This is a genomic window from Pseudomonas resinovorans NBRC 106553 (assembly GCF_000412695.1).
Taxonomy (GTDB): domain Bacteria; phylum Pseudomonadota; class Gammaproteobacteria; order Pseudomonadales; family Pseudomonadaceae; genus Metapseudomonas; species Metapseudomonas resinovorans_A.
Genome location: NC_021499.1, coordinates 460,149 through 476,853 on the forward strand (window position 1 = coordinate 460,149; position 16,705 = coordinate 476,853).

The window sequence follows — 16,705 nt, forward strand, 5'->3', positions numbered from 1 at the left end:
GCCTGATTTCCCCTCTCGGAGTCCATCGATGTCCAGCGCCATGACCACCTACCGCACCGCCATCCAGCCCGAGTGGGTGGACTACAACGGCCACTTGCGGGATGCCTATTACCTGCTGTTGTTCAGCTATGCCACGGATGCGCTGATGGACGAGATCGGCCTCGATGAAGCGGGCCGCGCGGCCACCGGCCACACCCTCTACACGCTGGAGTGCCATCTCAATTACCTGGCGGAGGTGAAGCTGGGTGCCGAGGTGGAAGTGCGTACCCAGCTGCTGGGGTTCGACGCCAAGCGTCTGCATATCCACCACAGCCTGCACTATCCGGGTGAGATCGCCGAACTCGCGGCCAGCGAGCAGATGCTGATGAACATCGACAGCCTGCAGGGCCGCTCGGCGCCTTTCGCCGAACCCGTGCTCGGCTGCATCCGGCGGCTGGCCGAGGACCAGGCCGAGCTGCCGCCGCCGGCGCACGTCGGCAGGGTGATCACCCTGCCACGGCGCTGATCAGGAGGGCAGTACGTAGCGGCGGGCGAAGTCGATCAGGTCCACCGGGTTGCGGGTCTTCAGCTTGTCCATCAAGCGGGATTTGTAAGTGCTCACCGTCTTGTGGCTGATGAACAGCTGCTTGGCGATTTCCTGGTTGTTCTTGCCGTTGGCTAGGTTCTGCAGGACCGCCAGCTCGCGGTCCGACAGACTATCCAGCAATCGGCTGTCGCCGCTGCTATCGCCCGGTTGCGCGGCAGACGACAGGTGCACGGAGTTGGGGAACAGGCTGTAGCCCGAGAGCACCGAGCGCACCGCCGAAACCAGGCTGACGGCCTGCTCCTGCTTGGACAGGTAGCCGCTCACGCCCGCTTGCAGGCAGCGGTTGGCGTAGAGCGAGGCCGGCAGCGAGGTCAGCACCAGCAGCTTGAGGTTGGGGTCCATGCTGGTCAGCCGGCCGACGACTTCCAGGCCGTCGAGCTTGGGAATGGCGATGTCGAGAATCACCAGGTCCGGACGCAGGCTACGGGCCAGGCTCAGACCCTCCACGCCGCTCTCGGTTTCCCCGACTATGTCGTAGCCTTCGCGCTCCAGCAGGACGCGAGTGGCGAAGCGAATCATGGGTTGGTTGTCGATCAACAGGACTTTGCTCATCCGTTGGTTCTCCTAAGCAGGGTTCCCAATGATGCGTAGGGCGTTTTCGCCCCACAAAGATGCCGTTGGGAGTGGTGGTTGATTAAGTACCCGACGGCGATAAGAGGGGCTCCTCCCGATATATTCCGCTTCGCCCGAAAAACTCCGTTCGGAGTGGCGAGGCGAAATTCCAGACCTACTTTCGTTGCTGTGGCTGCCATTCTTGTCCAGGACAATTCGGCGAGCCGGAGAGGCAACTTTCAACTTTGGAAAAAGCCGGTTGGTCGGTTGGGAAGTTGGAGCATCAATAGTTAGCGCCGAAGTTAGGCGCTGAGTATATTCGTGCTGGAGACTTCGAATGAGCGGCTGGGAAGTTTCCTACATGCTATGTAGGCATAGGCCACGTCCAGGGAAAAGGACTGGCCATACAAGGAGCTCCGATGATGTGCTTCATGCAGTGTTCACCGCAGTGGTACGAAGGTCGGCCGATAGCCAGGGGTTTTCGATCCGTGGCGCTGCTGATCTGCGTCGTGTTGCTTGTAGGCCTGTTCGCTCCTCGTTCCTTCGCCGTCGATCGCGTGCAGTCCTTGACCCTGTTCAGCCAGTTGCGCGTCGACCAGGCGCCGATGGTCCTCGACGAGGCGGACTGGCGCTGGCTGCGGGACAAGGGCGAGCTGACCATGGGGGTGATCGCCCAGGATGACGCGCCCCTCGAACTGATCCAGCGGGACGGCGCCTTCGAAGGCATAGTCGCCGACGTCACCAGCCTGGTGGCCCAGCATCTGGGCATGCGCGTCCGGCTGTTGCTCTACCCCGACGAGCCAGCACTGCTGGCCGCGTTGCAGGCCCGCGAGGTGGACCTGATCATCGGCAACGGCATGCGCGGCGCCGACCTGCCGCTGTGGCGCAGCCGGCCCCTGGCCCCGGACCGCCTGGGGCTGTTCCGCGCCTTCGAACGGTCGGACGCAACCCCGGCGGATCTGTCCGGGGTCTCCATCGCGGTGCCGCCGGGCTACCGCTCGCTGGTGCAGGAGCGCTATCCGGCGGCGCAGCTGATCGAGGCCCTGTCGCTGAACGAGGCCCTGTCCATGGTCGCCTTCGGCGACGCCGACCTGATGGTTGGCGGCCTGTTGCCGGTCTACTACCGACTCAACCAGATGTTCCATGGGCTGGTGCGCTTCGATCGTCCGCTGGTGGATGCGGACGCCAGCACCGCATTCATCCTGCGGGACGACGAGCCGGTGCTGGCGCGGGCCATCGACACCGCAATGGCGGCCATCGGCCCTAGCTGGCTGGAGGAAATCAGCCAGCGCTGGGTGGGTGTCGGCGCGATGCCGGTGGGCGCTGCCTTGCAGCTGTCGCCGGCGGAAGTGAGCTGGATCCGGCAGAACCCCGTGGTGCGCCTGGTGGTGGAAGACGACATGGCGCCCCTGGCGTTCTTCGACCAGCACGGGCGCTTTCGCGGGCTGGCGGCCGACCTGCTGGAGATGCTGACCCTGAAGACCGGCCTGCGCTTCGAAACCAGCAGCCGGGGCGGCGGTTTCGCCGGACAGATCGAGAGCCTGCGCAGCGGCCAGGCGGACCTGGCGATCCTAGCCCCCGGGGAGGGGCGCGAGCAGCACCTGCGCTTCTCCCGGCCCATCGCCAGCACCTCCACCGTCCTGGTGGGGCGCGTGGATGGCGACGCCAGATCGGACCTGTCGCTGGAGAACATGAGCGGCCTGCGGATCGCCATCGGCCGTGGTTACGTTGCGCGCGACGCGATACTCGCGGCCTACCCGGGCGTCGAGCTGGTGGAAGCCGGCTCGGCCCTGGATGCCCTGAATCGAGTGGTCGATGGCGGCGCCGACTTCGCCCTGATTTCGCTGCAGGGCGCGCGCTATTACATTCCCCGGCTATTCCACCAGCAACTCGAAATCGCCAAGGTCGCGCCGATGGGCCCGACCACCGCGAACTTCGCCATGCGCCGTGGCGATGTCGAGCTGCAGTCGATCCTCGACAAGGCCCTGGCCAGCCTGCGGCCGGAAGACCTCACCGCCATCACCAACCGCTGGCGCGGTGCGCCGGCCATGAGCCCGCAGACCTGGCGCGACTACGATGTGCTGATCCAGCGGGTGGTCGCCGGTGCCCTGCTGGCGGTGGCCCTGGTGCTGGCCTGGGTCTACCTGCTGCTGCGCCAGATCCGCTCGCGCAAGCGCGCCGAACGGCAGCTGGCCGACGAGCTGCGCTTTGTCGAAACCCTTACCGACAGCATGCCGCCGCCGCTCTTCGTGAGGGATGTGGATGGGCGCCTGCTGTCGGCCAACCGCAGCTACCTGGAGGCGCTGGGCCTGTCCCTGGACGAGGTGCGCGGTCGCACTGCGCCGGAGCTTCCGGCGGGCGTCTTCGAGGCGGCCCCCGAGTTCCATGAGCTCTACCTGCGGGCCATGGCCGATGGGCGGATGATCCAGCAGGTGCGGCCGATCCGCCTGCGCGGACGCGAATGCTGGGTCGACCTGTGGATCCAGCCCTTCAAGGATGCGGCGGGCGACACCCGGGGCGTGGTCTGCGGCTGGCTCGACATCACCGAGCACCGTCACCTGGTGGACGAGCTGGAAACCGCGAAGAACCTCGCCGACGAGGCCAGCCGCGCCAAGTCCACCTTCCTCGCCACCATGAGCCACGAGATCCGCACACCCATGAACGCGGTGATCGGCATCCTCGAACTGGCCCTCAAGCGCGCGGTCGACGCCCCCATCGACCGCGCCAGCATCGAACTGGCCTACAGCTCGGCGCGGGGCCTGCTGGAGCTGATCGGCGACATCCTCGACATCGCCCGCATCGAGGCGGGTCGCCTCACCCTGGCGCCGCGCCGTACCAGCCTGCGTGAACTGGTGGAATCGGTGGCACGGGTGTTCGACGGGCTGGCGCGGCAGAAGGGCCTCAGCCTGGAGCTGGAGATCGATGCCGGCGTCCATGGCGATGTTCTGGCCGATGGCATGCGGCTCAAGCAGATACTCGCCAACCTGGTGAGCAACGCGATCAAGTTCACCGAGTCCGGCCATGTGCGCCTGGCGGTGGCGGCCGATGAGGCGGAGGCTGGTGCACTGCTGGTGCGCTTTGCGGTCGAGGACACGGGCATCGGCATTTCCGTCGACGACCAGCAACGCCTGTTCCGCCCGTTCGTCCAGGTGCCGCGCGACCAGCAGCAGAGCGTGGGCACCGGGCTCGGCCTGGTGATCAGCCGTTCGCTGTGCGAAATGATGGGGGGACGCCTCGACCTGGACAGTGCTCCCGGCCGTGGTACGCGGGTCAGCGTGGAGTTGCGGCTGCAGCGCCTGGAACCGCTGCCCCACGAACCACGCGTCGACGTCGCAGCCGAAGCGGCGGTACGGCGACTGCGAGTGCTGGTGGTGGATGACCATCCGGTGAATCGGCAGATCCTGGCCCAGCAGCTGGGCTTTCTAGGCCACGACGTGGAAGAGGCCGGTGACGGTGTCGCGGCCCTGGCGCTCTGGCGCGCCGGACATTTCGATGCGCTGGTCAGCGACTGCCACATGCCGCGCATGAACGGCGCCGACCTCACCCGGGCCATTCGTGCCGAGGAACGCGAGCGGGGCCTGGCGCCGACCTTGATCCTCGGCCTGACCGCCGACGCCCAGCCGGAGCAGGTCAACCGCGCCATCGAGGCCGGCATGGACGATTGCCTGGTCAAGCCCATCGGGCTGGACATCCTGGCCGAGCGGATCAACCAGAAGGCGGCGCAGCCGTTGCCGGCGACGCCCGCGCGGGAGAGCGTCGACGCGGGCCTGCCCGGGGTGTTCGATCTTGCGCCCCTGGGGCCGCTCACGGGGGGCGATCCGCAGCTGGTGCGCAACCTGCTGGAAGAGTTGCGCAGCACCAATCGGCGCGATCTCGCGCAGCTGGATGCGTTGCAGCAAGGCGATGACCGGTTGGCGCTCTCGGAGCTGTCCCATCGCCTGAAAGGCGCCGGTCGGGTGATCCGCGCCAGCGGCCTGATCGCCGCCTGCGAGCAGCTCGAGGCGCTATGCCGGACGGCGGCGCCGCTGGACGTCGGTGTAGAGGCTGTGCGCCAGGCGATCCAGGAGCTGGAGGGGGCGCTGGCGGATTACCTGGAACCGGCCGCTCAATGAGGTGGCAGCGGGTCACCTGCCGCCAGCATCGCGCGGAACGCCTCGCCATCCAGTGGGCGGGCGAACAGGAAGCCCTGGGCGACCTCGCAGCCCAGCGCCAGGAGCCGGGAGCGTTGCGCTTCGGTTTCCACCCCTTCCACCACCAGGGAAAGTCCCAGCGCCTGGCTCAGGGCGACGGTGTTGCCGATGATGGTGCCGCTGCGTGGCTGGCTCTCCAGGCGCCGGACGAAGTTCGCGTCCAGCTTCAACTGGCTGAACGGCAGTTCGCACAGGCGATCCAGGGACGAGTAGCCGGCGCCGTAGTCGTCCATGGCCAGGCCGCAGCCAAGTAGGCGCAGGCGGACCAGGGTTTCCAGGCTGCTGGCCGGCGCTTGTAGCAGGCCGGTTTCCGTCAGTTCGAAGGTCAGTCCGTCGCCGCGCAGGCCGGCCTGGTCCAGGGCAGCGCTGATTCGTTCGGCGAAGTCGGTTGCGGCCAGTTGCTCGGCTTGAAGGTTGAAGGCGAGGTTCAGCTTGCGCCCCTGGTGCGCCAGCTCCCGTTGCAGGTCCAGGCCCTGTCCCAGCAATTGCCAGAACAGCGCATCGATCAGCCCATGGGCCTGCATCTGCGGCAGGAACTGCGAAGGCGGCAGCAGCCCCCGCCGGGGATGCCGCCAGCGCGCCAGCACCTCGGCACCCTCCAACTGCTGGTTGCTCATGCTCACCTTGGGCTGGAAGTGGGCCTCGAATTCACCCTTGCCGAGGCCTTCACGGATTTCCTCCGGCGACGGTGGCGCTGCACTGTCCTGTGCTTCGCTTGGGGGGGCCGGTCGGGGCCTGTAGGTTCCCAGCAAACGGGCGGCGCGTTCGATGTCGAAGGGCTTGCCGAGGTCGCCCAGGCAGTCCAGGTCCAGGCAGCGGATCATGTCCAGGGTGGCGCGGCGCAAGCTGGGTTCGACCGCGCTGCTGAGTATCGCGCCCTGCACCAGGCCGGCCTCGCTGGCATGGCGGAGGAAGGCCAGGCCATCCAGGCCGGACATGCGCAGGTCGCACAGGGCGACGTCGACCGGGCCCTGCTCTTCGAGCAGGCGCAGGGCGGCGGCACCGTCCTGCGCTTCGAGGATGCGTACCAGGCCCAGCTTGCGCAGGGCGGTTACGGCGACCAGGCGCTGGAAGGAGTCGTCTTCCAGGACCAGAATGCTGAGGTTCTTCATCACGATTCGTCTGGGGGGGAGGGGTGGAGGCCACGTTACGCACGCAAGGTTGTTTCCTCTAGACGATGCTTCAGGCTTGCTTGTAGGAATATTCATCGGATATGAATTCAGGGCATGCCGGCCCCACTTTCGAGCCGTGCTGCCCCCCTGACGCAGAGGTGTGCATGAGAAGTGCGCTGATAGTTGACGATCACCCGGTCATCCGCATGGCGGTTCGCATGTTGCTGGAGCGCAACGGCCTGGAGGTCGTGGGCGAGGCGGACAACGGCGTGGATGCGCTGCAACTGGTTCGCGACCATGAGCCGGACCTGGTCATCCTGGATATCGGCATTCCCCGCCTGGACGGACTCAACGTGATCTCCCGCATCCAGGCGATGGGGCTCGACAGCAACGTATTGGTACTCACCTCGCAGCCGGCGGAGAGTTACTCCCAGCGTTGCTTCCAGGCGGGTGCCAAGGGCTTCGTCAGCAAGGAGGAGGACCTGGAGAACCTGGTGACCGCGATCAACGCGATCAAGGCCGGTTTCACCCTGTTCCCCCGGGGATCGCTGGTGGGCGGCCAGGCGCCGGCCCAGAGCGAACAGGAACTGGTAGGAAGGCTGTCCAACCAGGAACTGATGGTCTTGCAGTACCTTGCCTCCGGCCTGTCGAACAAGGAGATCGCCGAACGCATGCTGCTCAGCAACAAGACCGTGAGCACCTACAAGAGCCGCATCCAGCAGAAGCTCAACCTGGAGTCGCTGCTGGACCTGATCGAGTTCGCCCGGCGCAACGCCCTGGTTGCACGGGAGGAAAGCTGAAGCAGGCTGCGGGTCAGGGGTTCGGCTCGAGTTCCTGTTCGTGGCGGACCAGCGCACCGTGGTCGGTTATCCACAGGACCAGGGCCCTGGGCTGGCGGGGCGGCGAGGCCAGGTCGGCCACGGGGAAGTCCTGGCTGGCGAAGGGCGCCACCGTGCCCGCGCCCGCCGCATAGTGGCGCCCTGCGTCCTGCAGGTGCACTTCATTGAATGACAGGTGATAGGCGCTGGCATTGCTGGCCCGCAGCACATAGCCGTTGCCCGTACGCAGCAGGCGCCAGTCGAGCTGTTCGATAGCCGTTTCAGCACTGCCAGGCAGGCCGGCGGGGCGGTAGAAGAGCTTCAGGCGGCTGCGCACCGCCACCTGCTCGGCGTCCTTTTCCGTGCCTTCCAGCGGCGGCACATCCAGCAGGTTGATCCAGAACAGCGACTCGCGGTCGGCCGGCAGTTCGGTGCCGGTGAAGAGTACGCGCACCTGCTGGTTCTGCCCGACGGCGGCCAGGTACATGGGGGGCATCACCAGAAAGGGTGCGTCGTCGTCTTCGGGGCGGGATTCGAGGTTGCCCCGGTCGACCCAGAGCCGCACCAGGGCCGGTCGCTCACCGCCGTTGCGCGCGCTGATGCTGATGCTGGCCTGGCCTGCGGGGTAGATGAAACGGGTGCTGTTCAGCACCACATCGGCCTGGGCTTGTCCGCTCAGGGCGACGGCCAGGCCCACTAAGGCTACGGAAATGTACTTGCTCATGGAGGCTTCCTTGCTGACTTCGGTCCGCCGCCGGCGCTGTCCTGGGGGAGCGCCAAGGGCGGTGACGAGATCCTAATCAGCCTCGGCCTAGTCGAGCAGGCGCTGGCCTTGATCGGCGGCGTAGGAAAGGTCCGGAGAAGAAAAGCGGTCAGTTCGGCATGGCCAGGTACGAGGAAAAAAGGTCAAGCGTCTCCCTTATCGGGGAGAAAAGATAGATCGGAAACTTCTGTTAGCAGCCCCTTTGTGCGGCAGGTCAAAGGTTGAGTCGGAAACCTCCGAAAACTGTCTTCTTCCTTCATACGCCCAGCGTATTCCTACGGAAAAAACGGAAGCCCACAAACCTACCAAGTCAGACGCTTCTGATTTTTACTCAACTCAAATCACTGAGGAGGGTTGGCCATGAGGAAGCTTCTGGTTTCTATGTCGATGTTTCTCGCTGTTGTGTCAGGGAATGGTTATGCCGACGGCAAGTTCGTAAGTCATGGTGTCATCCGCTTTACCGGCAGCATCGTCAAGTCACCGTGCCCGCAAGGTTCGGCAGCCTGGTTGAGCCATGCAGGCCGTAGCCAGGGGCTCAGCCCTGCCAGTGCCGGCGACCTGCCCGAGCTGCGCAACAACTGCGCGGGGGTAGTGGAAACCCAGTCGGTCAGCTTCCAGCCGTTGAGTGGCACGAAGCAGGGGGCGAAGGGCGGTGTGGTCACGGTGGTGTACAACTAAGCTTTTACCGGGCCGGCTCCGGGTGAGCCGGCCTTGGGCGTCGCTCAGAGCGTCTGGCACATGGCCTGGTAACGCTCGTAGGAGAGCTCCTTGTTCACCGGCGGCAAGTCGTAGTTCACCGCGCAACTGCTGCCATCCCAGCGCACTTCCACGCGCCCCTTGTCCGGTACGCCGAACACCAGCAGACGCGACAGGTTGTCGATCATGCCGAGGGTCTTGCCGTTCTCGTCGAAGGCCTGGGCGCCGAAGGGAATCTTCTTGCCGTTGTCCAGGGTCAGCTCGAACTGCAGGCGGCGGCCGGTGACGGCATTGAAGCTGGTCTTGACCACGGAACCACGAGTCGGCACCACCACCTGGCTGGTTTGTTCGATCTCGACGTCGTTGCCCATGGTGCCGGTGTTCAGGTTCATCCAGTTGTGGCGATAGGGCTGCACATAGGGCACCACGGCGTAGCCGTTGCGGTCGGTGCGTATCGCGGCGTAGTTGTCCACACCGACGCCACGGGTGTCTGGCACTTCCACCAGGGCGAACGTCTCGCCCACCGGCGGGCCGAAGGTCATGCCACCACTGTGCAAAACCACGGAGCCGGCGCTGCTCAGGCTCATCGTCTTGCTGTCGCGGCCCTGGCTGTAGTTGGCGTTGAGTCGGGCGGTGGGGGTGTCCCAGCCCAGGCCGACGCTGCCCGAGGAACCACTGTCGTCGTTGTGGCTGCCCTGGACCGAGTAGTTGAGCGTACGTTGATCATCCAGGTAGCCGGAGGTGCCGGCCTGGACGCTGGAGCTGCCCCGGTCTGAGGTCACCGCGCTGGCGAAGACCCGCTGCGAGGTGCGGCCGAGCGGCATGCTGATGGATGCCGTGAACTGGGTGTCGGTCTGGGCGCCGGTGCCGGACTCGCGGGTCTTGGACATGGCCAGGCTATAGCTGAGGTCGCGGAAGCTGTTGCTGTAGCCCAGCTGCCAGCGACGGCTGTTGCTCCCTCGGTTCCAGTAGCTGGTTTCGCCCAGGCCGACATACAGCGAGCCGCGGTTGCCCAGGGTCTGGTTGATGGTCATGTCGAAGCTGCTTTTCTGGCGGCCGGTGAAGGCACCGAGGCTCTGCAGGTCAGCTACGTGCTGGTTGAGGGTACGGTAGCCCTCGGTGGAGTAGCGATAGCCCACCATGGTGAAGGTGGTGTCCGTCTTGGCCAGGGTCTTGGAGTACAGGAAGCGCACGCTCTGGCCGGTGGTCTTGCCTTCGCGGGGGGTATCCGACTGGCTGTTGGTGACGTCCACCGACATGCCGCCGATACGGGTGTTGAGGCCCGCGCCAACGTTCACCGCGTGGTATTTCTCGGCCGTGAGCAGGCCGCCGTAGCCGGTGAAGTTGTCGGTGACGCCATAGACCGCCGTGCCCTGTACCAGATTGGGGGACGCCTGTCCGTCGATGTCCACCTTGCCCGCCGCCAGGTTGTAGCGCAGTGAGCCGCGTCGGGTCATTACCGGCAGGTAGGAGAAGGACTGGGTGAAGCTGCGCTCGCGGCCGTCGGCCTCGATGATGCGGATGTCCAGGTCGCCGTTGGAGCCACTCGGGTAGATGTCGGTGATCTCGAAGGCGCCGGGGGTCACCGTGGTCGAGTAGATCACGTAGCCGTTCTGGCGCACCTCCACCGTCGCGTTGGTCTCGGCGATGCCGCGAACCACGGGGGCGTAGCCCACCTCGCTGTCCGGGCGCATGGCCAGGTCGGAGTTGAGCTGCACACCGCGCATGCGCACGCTATCGAAGATATCCCCACGGCTGAAGAGTTCGCCGGCGGCCAGGGTGCCCTTGAGGGCACGGATGTCCCGCTCGACGAAGGTGCGGTTGCTGCGCCAGCGGCTGTCCATGTCGGTGCCGCCGGTCATCGCCGAATCGTTGCGCAGGCGCCAGCCCAGCAGGTTGAAGCCGCTGCGCAGGCCCAGGTAGCGGTAGTCGCGACGATCGCCGTTGTTCTCGTTGCGGTTGAAGTTGGCCTGGTAGTCGGTGAACAGGGTGGTGATGCCGTCATCCCACAGGGAGGGGTCGACATAACCACGGGCGTTACGTTGCACATAGGCCTGGGGGACACTGACGAGCAGGGCCAGGTTGTTGACGTCGAACTCCACCGAGGAGCCCTGAACCAGGCCGACAAGATCTACCGGCGAGTACTCGTCCAGGCCGATGGGCAGGATGTTTTCCTTGAGCAGCCGAGGCACGTCCACGCCGAGGCTGGTGAGCAGGCCCAGTTGCAGCAGCGGGCGCACCTCGGCGCTCTCACCCTGGGGGATGAATTCGATGTCCTGGCGGCGGATCAGGGTGCCGTTGGGGTAGACGTCCACGCCGTAGGTACCCGGGGGTACCGAGTTGCCCTGTTCGAAATACTTGAGCTCTACCGGCGCACCACCGCCATTGTTCAACAACAGCGAGTTGAACTCGACGCCGTCGGCGTAAGCCGGCTGCGCCAAACACATGGCGATGATGCAGGCGGACCCGGAGCAGGCCGTAAGTATGAACTTCGAATGGTCGGTAAAAATACTCATGCAACTCTTCTCGGCGCGGTCTGCCCGCCTGGGTGAAAATCAATCCATATGAATCTACGAATCGCCTGCAAAGTGCCGCCGCTTGATACGGAGCGTTAAGGAGCAAGATCGCTGCTGTGTTTGTCGTTGCCGCCGTAGTCGTTGATGCTTTCGAACTCGACCTTGGCGCCGGCCGCGCTACCGCTCAGACCTTTCACTGCAAAGCGCTGGCTCTTGCCCGGCGCCACCAGATCGTCGGCCTCGACGCTGTGGTTCCTGCCGCCGCTGACTAGCCTCACGCTGCCCAGAGACACGTGGTACGCCGTCGGGTTACTGACCTCGAGGCTGCTCTGGCCGCCCTGGTTCACCAGTCGCCACTTCAGGGCCTGGGGGGCGTCTTCCGGCTTGCCCTGGAGCCCGGCCGGCCGGTAGAAGAACTTGATCCGCTGGCGCAGGGCGATCTGCAGGGTGTTGTCATCCTTGGCCTTCTGCGGGATCTCCTGGACGTTGAGGCGGAACAGGCTCTCCTTGTCCGTTGGCAGGCCCTCGCCGTAGAAGAGGATCCGCAGCGCTTGCTGCTTGTTGCCGTTCAGGCGGCTGAGCGGCGGGGTGATGGCGAAGGGCACGTCCTTTCCGTCGGCGCTTTCGCTCTCGAGCCAGGACTGGATCATCAGATCGTCCGTGGTCGGGTTCTTGACGATGATGGAGGCTTCCTTGGCGGGAGCCTGAAGGATGACGCGGGTACCGCTCAGGGTGATGGCGGCGCTGGCCAGGCCGGAAGCGAGCAGCAGGAAGCCGCCCAAGACGAGCTTGGAAGTGTTCTTGAACTCCATAAGGGGACTCGCTGAGAAAGCGAAGGGGGGCGGACCCCCCTTGCGCGATGGGCTTACCGGTAGGTCAGGGTGAACGGCAGGGTGCCGTTGGCAGTACCGGGAGTGACGTTGCCGATGGCGCCGCTGGCGACGTAGGCGGCACGCAGGGCCAGGTTGGCGGTGTAGGCGGGGTTATCTTCGTCGCCGCCGTTGACCAGTTCGGATTCGAATACGTCGCCGGAGTTGGCCAGGTTGATGCGGGTGCCGTTGATGTGGAACAGGCCGATGCCTACGCCTTCAGCGGTGCCGGTGGTGCGCAGCAGTTCGTTGTTGTTGGCGTCCAGACCGGAGCCGGAGATGGCGTCGAAGCGCAGCGCGACGTGGGTCAGGCCGGTGCCGGTGGCGCCGCAGTCCAGGTTCAGGTTGATGGTACGGCCAGCGGCGATGCCACCGTTCTGAGTGCCATTAAGGGAGTCGATGCTGACGGTGCCCATTTGTACGTCGATGACTTGCGAGCCACGATCACCGGTTACACCGGTACCGGTGCCGCCAGTGATGTTGCAGGAAGCGGCGGTGATTTCACCGGTGAAGTTGATGGTGCCGTCGGCAGCCATGGCGGAGTTGGCTACCAGAGCAGCAACGGAGGCAGCCAGAAGGGTCTTGATGGAAGTGGAGAAGTTCATTTCATGATTCCAGTAAGGGTTTGGTTGACTCATAAAAATGAGTTCGCAAAGTCTAAAGAGCTGAGAATCTGCGGCAATCAGATGCCAACTTGGTCACAAAGGAGTCTTTGCCTAGGCGCTTGTAGGATGGTTCCCACAAAGTGATCCAAGGAACTTTCCAGATATCGGGCTTAAGTTTTCTGAAATGCTGTTTTTCGCAATTTCAGGAACTTTCCGGGTTGGATAGTTCGCGGGATATTTGGTGGGATAGTTCGGTGCAAGTTGGGTGCTGGGCACTCTTTGCATCCGGGGGCTGGTGCTGTTCAGGGGTGTGGGCGGGGAGGACGGGGGACGCCGGGGCAGAAAGGGTTCTTCACGGCGTATCGGGGGAGGCCTGTTCGTACTGGATTGGCAATCTGGTGTGGAGTTTTGGTGTCCAGCTCATTTCTGAGCGTGCTGCTGGTATCTGTTTCGCCTTCCCGGGCGACTTCCTTTTACAGTCGACGGAGTGCCGCCCACCTCAAAGGAAGCAAAACGCTTGCCCCGACATCCGGCCCCGGCTGCGCCGGTGTTCCCTCCCTGCATCGTCGCTCCGGAGGCCCGCCGCGAAGGGCCATCCATGGCCCTGCGCGGCTCTCGCGGCATCCATGCCGCTCGTCCTCCTGACTCGCTGCGCTCGCCCTTCGGGCCAGCCTTCGGCTGTTACTTCGCTTCGCTCCGTTTCACAACGATTCCGCTCGGCCTGCTGAAGGGGCGGTTTGCGCGGCTTCGACTTCTCTGCCCGGTTTCAGATTGGTTTGGGCATCAGGACTGCCTGGTGCTCGTCGGTGCGCGTCCCCCCCCTCGCCCGCATGCGGGGTGAAGAGGCATGCCTTCGGAAGCACCGCTTCCGGTGCCGATGAACGACTGAGCGCGAAGCGATCAGGCTGGGGCGCAGGGCGGGGGCTGGGGGAGAGGGTGGTGAGAGGGCTCTTACACTGGATCGCCAATCCGGCATGAGCCCATGCCTTACCCCGGCGCTCCGCGAAGAAGCAAAAAAAGCCCCCAGCGGGGCCGACATCCCGTGGGGGCGAGGGTGGTCCTGTGGGGGACCTCAGTGTTAGCGGTCGGACCAGGCTTTGAGCAGTGTCGCGGCCAGGCCGTAGAGGGTCAGGAGTATGGCGAAGCCGAGACATGCGGACATGGCGGTTCCCCCGGCCGCGCGGGGTCGACCTGGTCGCCCCGCGAAGCCACGAACGATGCGTTACTCGTTGACCTGGCGCAGTTTGGTGGCCGGGGTTTCCCCCAGGTTGTTGAGCAGGCGCTCGCTGTACCAGTCGAGGAAGTTGATCACGCCGAACTCGTAGGTCTTGGAGTAGGGGCCTGGCTGGTAGGCGGTGGAGTTGATGCCGCGCTGGTTCTCTTCGGCCAGGCGACGGTCCTGGTCGTTGGTGGCGTCCCAGACTTCGCGCAGGCGGGCCACGTCGTAGTCCACCCCCTCCACGGCGTCCTTGTGCACCAGCCACTTGGTGGTGACCACGGTTTCCTGGGCGCTGATGGGCCACACGGTGAAGACGATCAGGTGGTCGCCCATGCAGTGGTTCCAGGAGTGCGGCAGGTGGAGGATGCGCATGGAGCCCAGGTCCGGGTTCTTGATGCGGCCCATGAGTTTCTTGCTGCCCTGCTTGCCATCCATGGTCATGGACACGGTGCCGTCGAGCAGCGGCATGCGCACGATGCGGTTGCGCAGGCCGAAGCTGGCGTGGGCGTAGGGGATCTTCTCCTCGTCCCAGGCCTTGGTGCAGGCGGCCACCTGGTCCTTGAACGCCTGGCTGGCGCGCGGGTCGGTCACGTCGTCCCACTCCAGCAGGGTCTTCAGCAGTTCCGGGTGCGAACCGTTGCAGTGGTAGCACTCGCGGTTGTTCTCCAGCACCAGCTTCCAGTTGGCGGCTTCCCGGATGGTGGTCTGCACCGCCACCTTGGTGTTCTCCATGTCGTAGGGCTCCATGTAATGGGCCAGGGTGGAGAGGAAGTCGTCGATGGCCGGCGGGTTCTCCGCCAGGGAAATGAAGATGTAGCCGCCGGCGGTCTTCACCTTCACCGGTTTCAGGTTGTAGTCCTTGAGGTCGAAATCGGCGCCCATCTCGGTGCCGGCGAACAGCAGGCGGCCGTCCAGCTCGTAGGTCCACTGGTGGTAGGGGCAGACCAGCTTGGCGACCTTGCCCTTCTCGCTGACGCACAGGCGCGAGCCACGGTGGCGGCAGACGTTGTGGAAGGCATGGACCTGGCCCTCGGCGCCACGGATGACGATGACCGGGTTGTCGCCGATCTGCAGGGTCAGGTAGTTGCCCTTGGCGGGGATTTCGCAGGTCATGCCGGCGATCAGCCATTCCTTGTGGAAGATCTCCTGCATGTCGATCTGGAACAGGCGTTCGTCGTTATAGAAAGGCTGCGGCAGGGAGAAGCTGTGATCGCGTTCGCGGAGCATGTCGGCCGTGGCCTTGCGTGCGGGATCGAGCGGATCGCCCAGGCTCAGTTTGGAAGTGACGTCCATCGGTTACTCCTCAATGGCTGGTCGCGCTGGCGACCGCCGCAAATAAGTGGCTGTTCGGTTGTCACGCAAGGCGGCGTGGCCTGCCCTCGATTCTCGCCTGCCGATTTGGCGGCCCTGCTGCGGGTACGAGGGTGGTTCGCTCGACTGCCTTATGGTTCGGCTGGAGCTGAGTGTGCTGGCGCGCAGAGGTAAGACCTTATCCACGGGCGACATGGGGGCGTCCGTTTCCGACGCGGGAGGCCCGGTGGTTGCTGGCAGGTCGCGATAAGCATGTGAATGTCGCAGACAGGTAAATGGGCCGTTTTTGCGTTATTCAGAATCCGCCGTACATAAGCCGATATCCGGCCGCGCGGAGCAGCGTCATGACCAACAACTTCCTCAATCCGATCACGACCCAGACCTGGAGCAATGGCCGGCACCTGGTTCGCTGCGTCAAGGCGATCCAGGAAACCTGGGACGTGCGCACCTTCTGCTTCATGGCCGACGCGCCCATGGTGTTCTTCTTCAAGCCGGGGCAGTTCGTGACCCTCGAGCTGGAGATCGACGGCCAGCCGATCATGCGTTCCTACACCATCTCCAGTTCGCCCTCGGTGCCCTACAGCTTCTCCCTGACCATCAAGCGCGTGCCCGGCGGCAAGGTCTCCAACTGGCTGCACGACAACCTCAAGGAAGGCGACGTGATCCCGGTGCACGGGCCGGTGGGGCTGTTCAACGCCATCGACTTCCCAGCCGACAAGGTGCTGTTCCTCTCCGGCGGCGTCGGCATCACCCCGGTGATGTCCATGGCGCGCTGGTTCTTCGATACCAATGGCGCGGTGGACATGATCTTCGTCCACAGCGCGCGCACGCCCAAGGACATCATCTATCACCGCGAACTGCGCCACATGGCCTCGCGCATCGAGAACTTCAAGCTGCACCTGATCTGCGAGAAGTACGAGATCGGCGAAACCTGGTCCGGCTACCGTGGCTACCTGAGCCGCGCGATGCTCGACCTGATGGCCGGCGACTTCATGGAGCGGGAAATCTTCTGCTGCGGCCCTACGCCCTACATGTCGGCGGTCCGGCGCCTGCTGGAAGCGGCCGGCTTCGACATGAAGCGCTACCACGAGGAAGCCTTCGGCCCGACCCCGCCGGAAATCCGCGAAGAGGTGAAGGAGCACGCCGCCGAGGCAGCCGAAGCCGCAGCCGAGGTGCCCAAGGGCGACATGAGCCTGGTGGAGTTCACCGGTACCGGCAAGAGCATCCGCGTGTCTCCCGGCGAGACCGTGCACTCGGCCGCCGCCAAGCTCGGCCTGCACATTCCCAAGGCTTGCGGCATGGGCATCTGCGGCACCTGCAAGGTGATGAAGACCGCCGGCGAAGTGGAGATGGAGCACAACGGCGGGATCACCGACGAGGATGTGGCCGAGGGTTACATCCTGTCCTGCTGCAGCGTTCCCAAGGGCGACGTGGCAATCGATTACTGATGGTTTTCTGATCAATCCCG

12 protein-coding genes are annotated in these 16,705 nt (G+C 64.7%); 5 read left to right on the top strand and 7 right to left on the bottom strand.

The features are described 5' to 3' along the window. Window positions 1-28 precede the first annotated feature (28 nt). Window positions 29-505, top strand: a complete 477-nt coding sequence (locus PCA10_RS02070; protein WP_016490363.1) for a thioesterase family protein — start codon at window positions 29-31, stop codon at window positions 503-505. Here the strand turns inward: PCA10_RS02070 and PCA10_RS02075 are convergent, their stop codons facing one another. Next, window positions 506-1,138: a response regulator transcription factor gene (locus PCA10_RS02075; RefSeq protein ID WP_016490364.1), complete on the bottom strand. Its 633-nt coding sequence runs from the start codon at window positions 1,136-1,138 to the stop codon at window positions 506-508. Between the two features lie 431 nt (window positions 1,139-1,569). Here PCA10_RS02075 and PCA10_RS02080 point away from each other — a divergent pair, with 431 nt between their 5' ends. After that, the gene (locus PCA10_RS02080; protein ID WP_070104106.1) at window positions 1,570-5,250 is read left to right on the top strand and encodes an ATP-binding protein; all 3,681 of its coding nucleotides are present in this window, start codon (window positions 1,570-1,572) and stop codon (window positions 5,248-5,250) included. On the opposite strand, the gene PCA10_RS02085 is transcribed toward PCA10_RS02080, so the two are convergent. Further along, window positions 5,244-6,440, bottom strand: coding sequence for an EAL domain-containing response regulator (locus tag PCA10_RS02085; RefSeq protein WP_016490366.1), 1,197 nt, complete (start codon window positions 6,438-6,440; stop codon window positions 5,244-5,246). The two genes, PCA10_RS02080 and PCA10_RS02085, sit on opposite strands and share 7 nt — an antisense overlap. Window positions 6,441-6,604: 164 nt before the next feature. Between PCA10_RS02085 and PCA10_RS02090 the strand changes: the two genes are divergently transcribed. Next, window positions 6,605-7,240 (top strand): response regulator transcription factor, encoded by a 636-nt coding sequence (locus tag PCA10_RS02090; protein WP_041770106.1) that lies wholly within the window; start codon window positions 6,605-6,607, stop codon window positions 7,238-7,240. 13 nt (window positions 7,241-7,253) lie between these two features. On the opposite strand, the gene PCA10_RS02095 is transcribed toward PCA10_RS02090, so the two are convergent. Beyond that, window positions 7,254-7,982: a fimbrial biogenesis chaperone gene (locus tag PCA10_RS02095; protein ID WP_016490369.1), complete on the bottom strand. Its 729-nt coding sequence runs from the start codon at window positions 7,980-7,982 to the stop codon at window positions 7,254-7,256. A gap of 399 nt (window positions 7,983-8,381) precedes the next feature. On the opposite strand from PCA10_RS02095, the gene PCA10_RS02100 reads away from it, so the two are divergent. Beyond that, window positions 8,382-8,699, top strand: coding sequence for a hypothetical protein (locus PCA10_RS02100; protein ID WP_016490370.1), 318 nt, complete (start codon window positions 8,382-8,384; stop codon window positions 8,697-8,699). Window positions 8,700-8,743: 44 nt separating this feature from the next. Here PCA10_RS02100 and PCA10_RS02105 read toward each other — a convergent pair whose 3' ends face one another. The 4 genes from PCA10_RS02105 to gbcA form a co-directional block, all read right to left on the bottom strand. Further along, window positions 8,744-11,233, bottom strand: a complete 2,490-nt coding sequence (locus PCA10_RS02105) for a fimbria/pilus outer membrane usher protein (protein ID WP_016490371.1) — start codon at window positions 11,231-11,233, stop codon at window positions 8,744-8,746. Window positions 11,234-11,328: 95 nt separating this feature from the next. Further along, the gene (locus PCA10_RS02110) at window positions 11,329-12,045 is read right to left on the bottom strand and encodes a fimbrial biogenesis chaperone (RefSeq protein ID WP_016490372.1); all 717 of its coding nucleotides are present in this window, start codon (window positions 12,043-12,045) and stop codon (window positions 11,329-11,331) included. Between the two features lie 53 nt (window positions 12,046-12,098). Continuing rightward, window positions 12,099-12,707, bottom strand: coding sequence for a fimbrial protein (locus PCA10_RS02115; RefSeq protein ID WP_016490373.1), 609 nt, complete (start codon window positions 12,705-12,707; stop codon window positions 12,099-12,101). A 1,222-nt stretch (window positions 12,708-13,929) separates the two neighbouring features. Further along, complete coding sequence (gene gbcA, locus PCA10_RS02120; protein ID WP_016490374.1) at window positions 13,930-15,219, bottom strand: glycine-betaine demethylase subunit GbcA; 1,290 nt, start codon at window positions 15,217-15,219, stop codon at window positions 13,930-13,932. A gap of 362 nt (window positions 15,220-15,581) precedes the next feature. Here gbcA and gbcB point away from each other — a divergent pair, with 362 nt between their 5' ends. Next, window positions 15,582-16,685, top strand: coding sequence for a glycine-betaine demethylase subunit GbcB (gene gbcB / locus PCA10_RS02125; RefSeq protein WP_016490375.1), 1,104 nt, complete (start codon window positions 15,582-15,584; stop codon window positions 16,683-16,685). The last annotated feature ends 20 nt before the right edge of the window (window positions 16,686-16,705 follow it).

Bases quoted from the DNA above. Each gene is read 5' to 3' on its own strand.
- PCA10_RS02070 (WP_016490363.1), top strand. From the start codon at position 29: ATGTCCAGCGCCATGACCACCTACCGCACCGCCATCCAGCCCGAGTGG.
- PCA10_RS02075 (WP_016490364.1), bottom strand. From the start codon at position 1,138: ATGAGCAAAGTCCTGTTGATCGACAACCAACCCATGATTCGCTTCGCC.
- PCA10_RS02080 (WP_070104106.1), top strand. From the start codon at position 1,570: ATGCAGTGTTCACCGCAGTGGTACGAAGGTCGGCCGATAGCCAGGGGT.
- PCA10_RS02085 (WP_016490366.1), bottom strand. From the start codon at position 6,440: ATGAAGAACCTCAGCATTCTGGTCCTGGAAGACGACTCCTTCCAGCGC.
- PCA10_RS02090 (WP_041770106.1), top strand. From the start codon at position 6,605: ATGAGAAGTGCGCTGATAGTTGACGATCACCCGGTCATCCGCATGGCG.
- PCA10_RS02095 (WP_016490369.1), bottom strand. From the start codon at position 7,982: ATGAGCAAGTACATTTCCGTAGCCTTAGTGGGCCTGGCCGTCGCCCTG.
- PCA10_RS02100 (WP_016490370.1), top strand. From the start codon at position 8,382: ATGAGGAAGCTTCTGGTTTCTATGTCGATGTTTCTCGCTGTTGTGTCA.
- PCA10_RS02105 (WP_016490371.1), bottom strand. From the start codon at position 11,233: ATGAGTATTTTTACCGACCATTCGAAGTTCATACTTACGGCCTGCTCC.
- PCA10_RS02110 (WP_016490372.1), bottom strand. From the start codon at position 12,045: ATGGAGTTCAAGAACACTTCCAAGCTCGTCTTGGGCGGCTTCCTGCTG.
- PCA10_RS02115 (WP_016490373.1), bottom strand. From the start codon at position 12,707: ATGAACTTCTCCACTTCCATCAAGACCCTTCTGGCTGCCTCCGTTGCT.
- gbcA (WP_016490374.1), bottom strand. From the start codon at position 15,219: ATGGACGTCACTTCCAAACTGAGCCTGGGCGATCCGCTCGATCCCGCA.
- gbcB (WP_016490375.1), top strand. From the start codon at position 15,582: ATGACCAACAACTTCCTCAATCCGATCACGACCCAGACCTGGAGCAAT.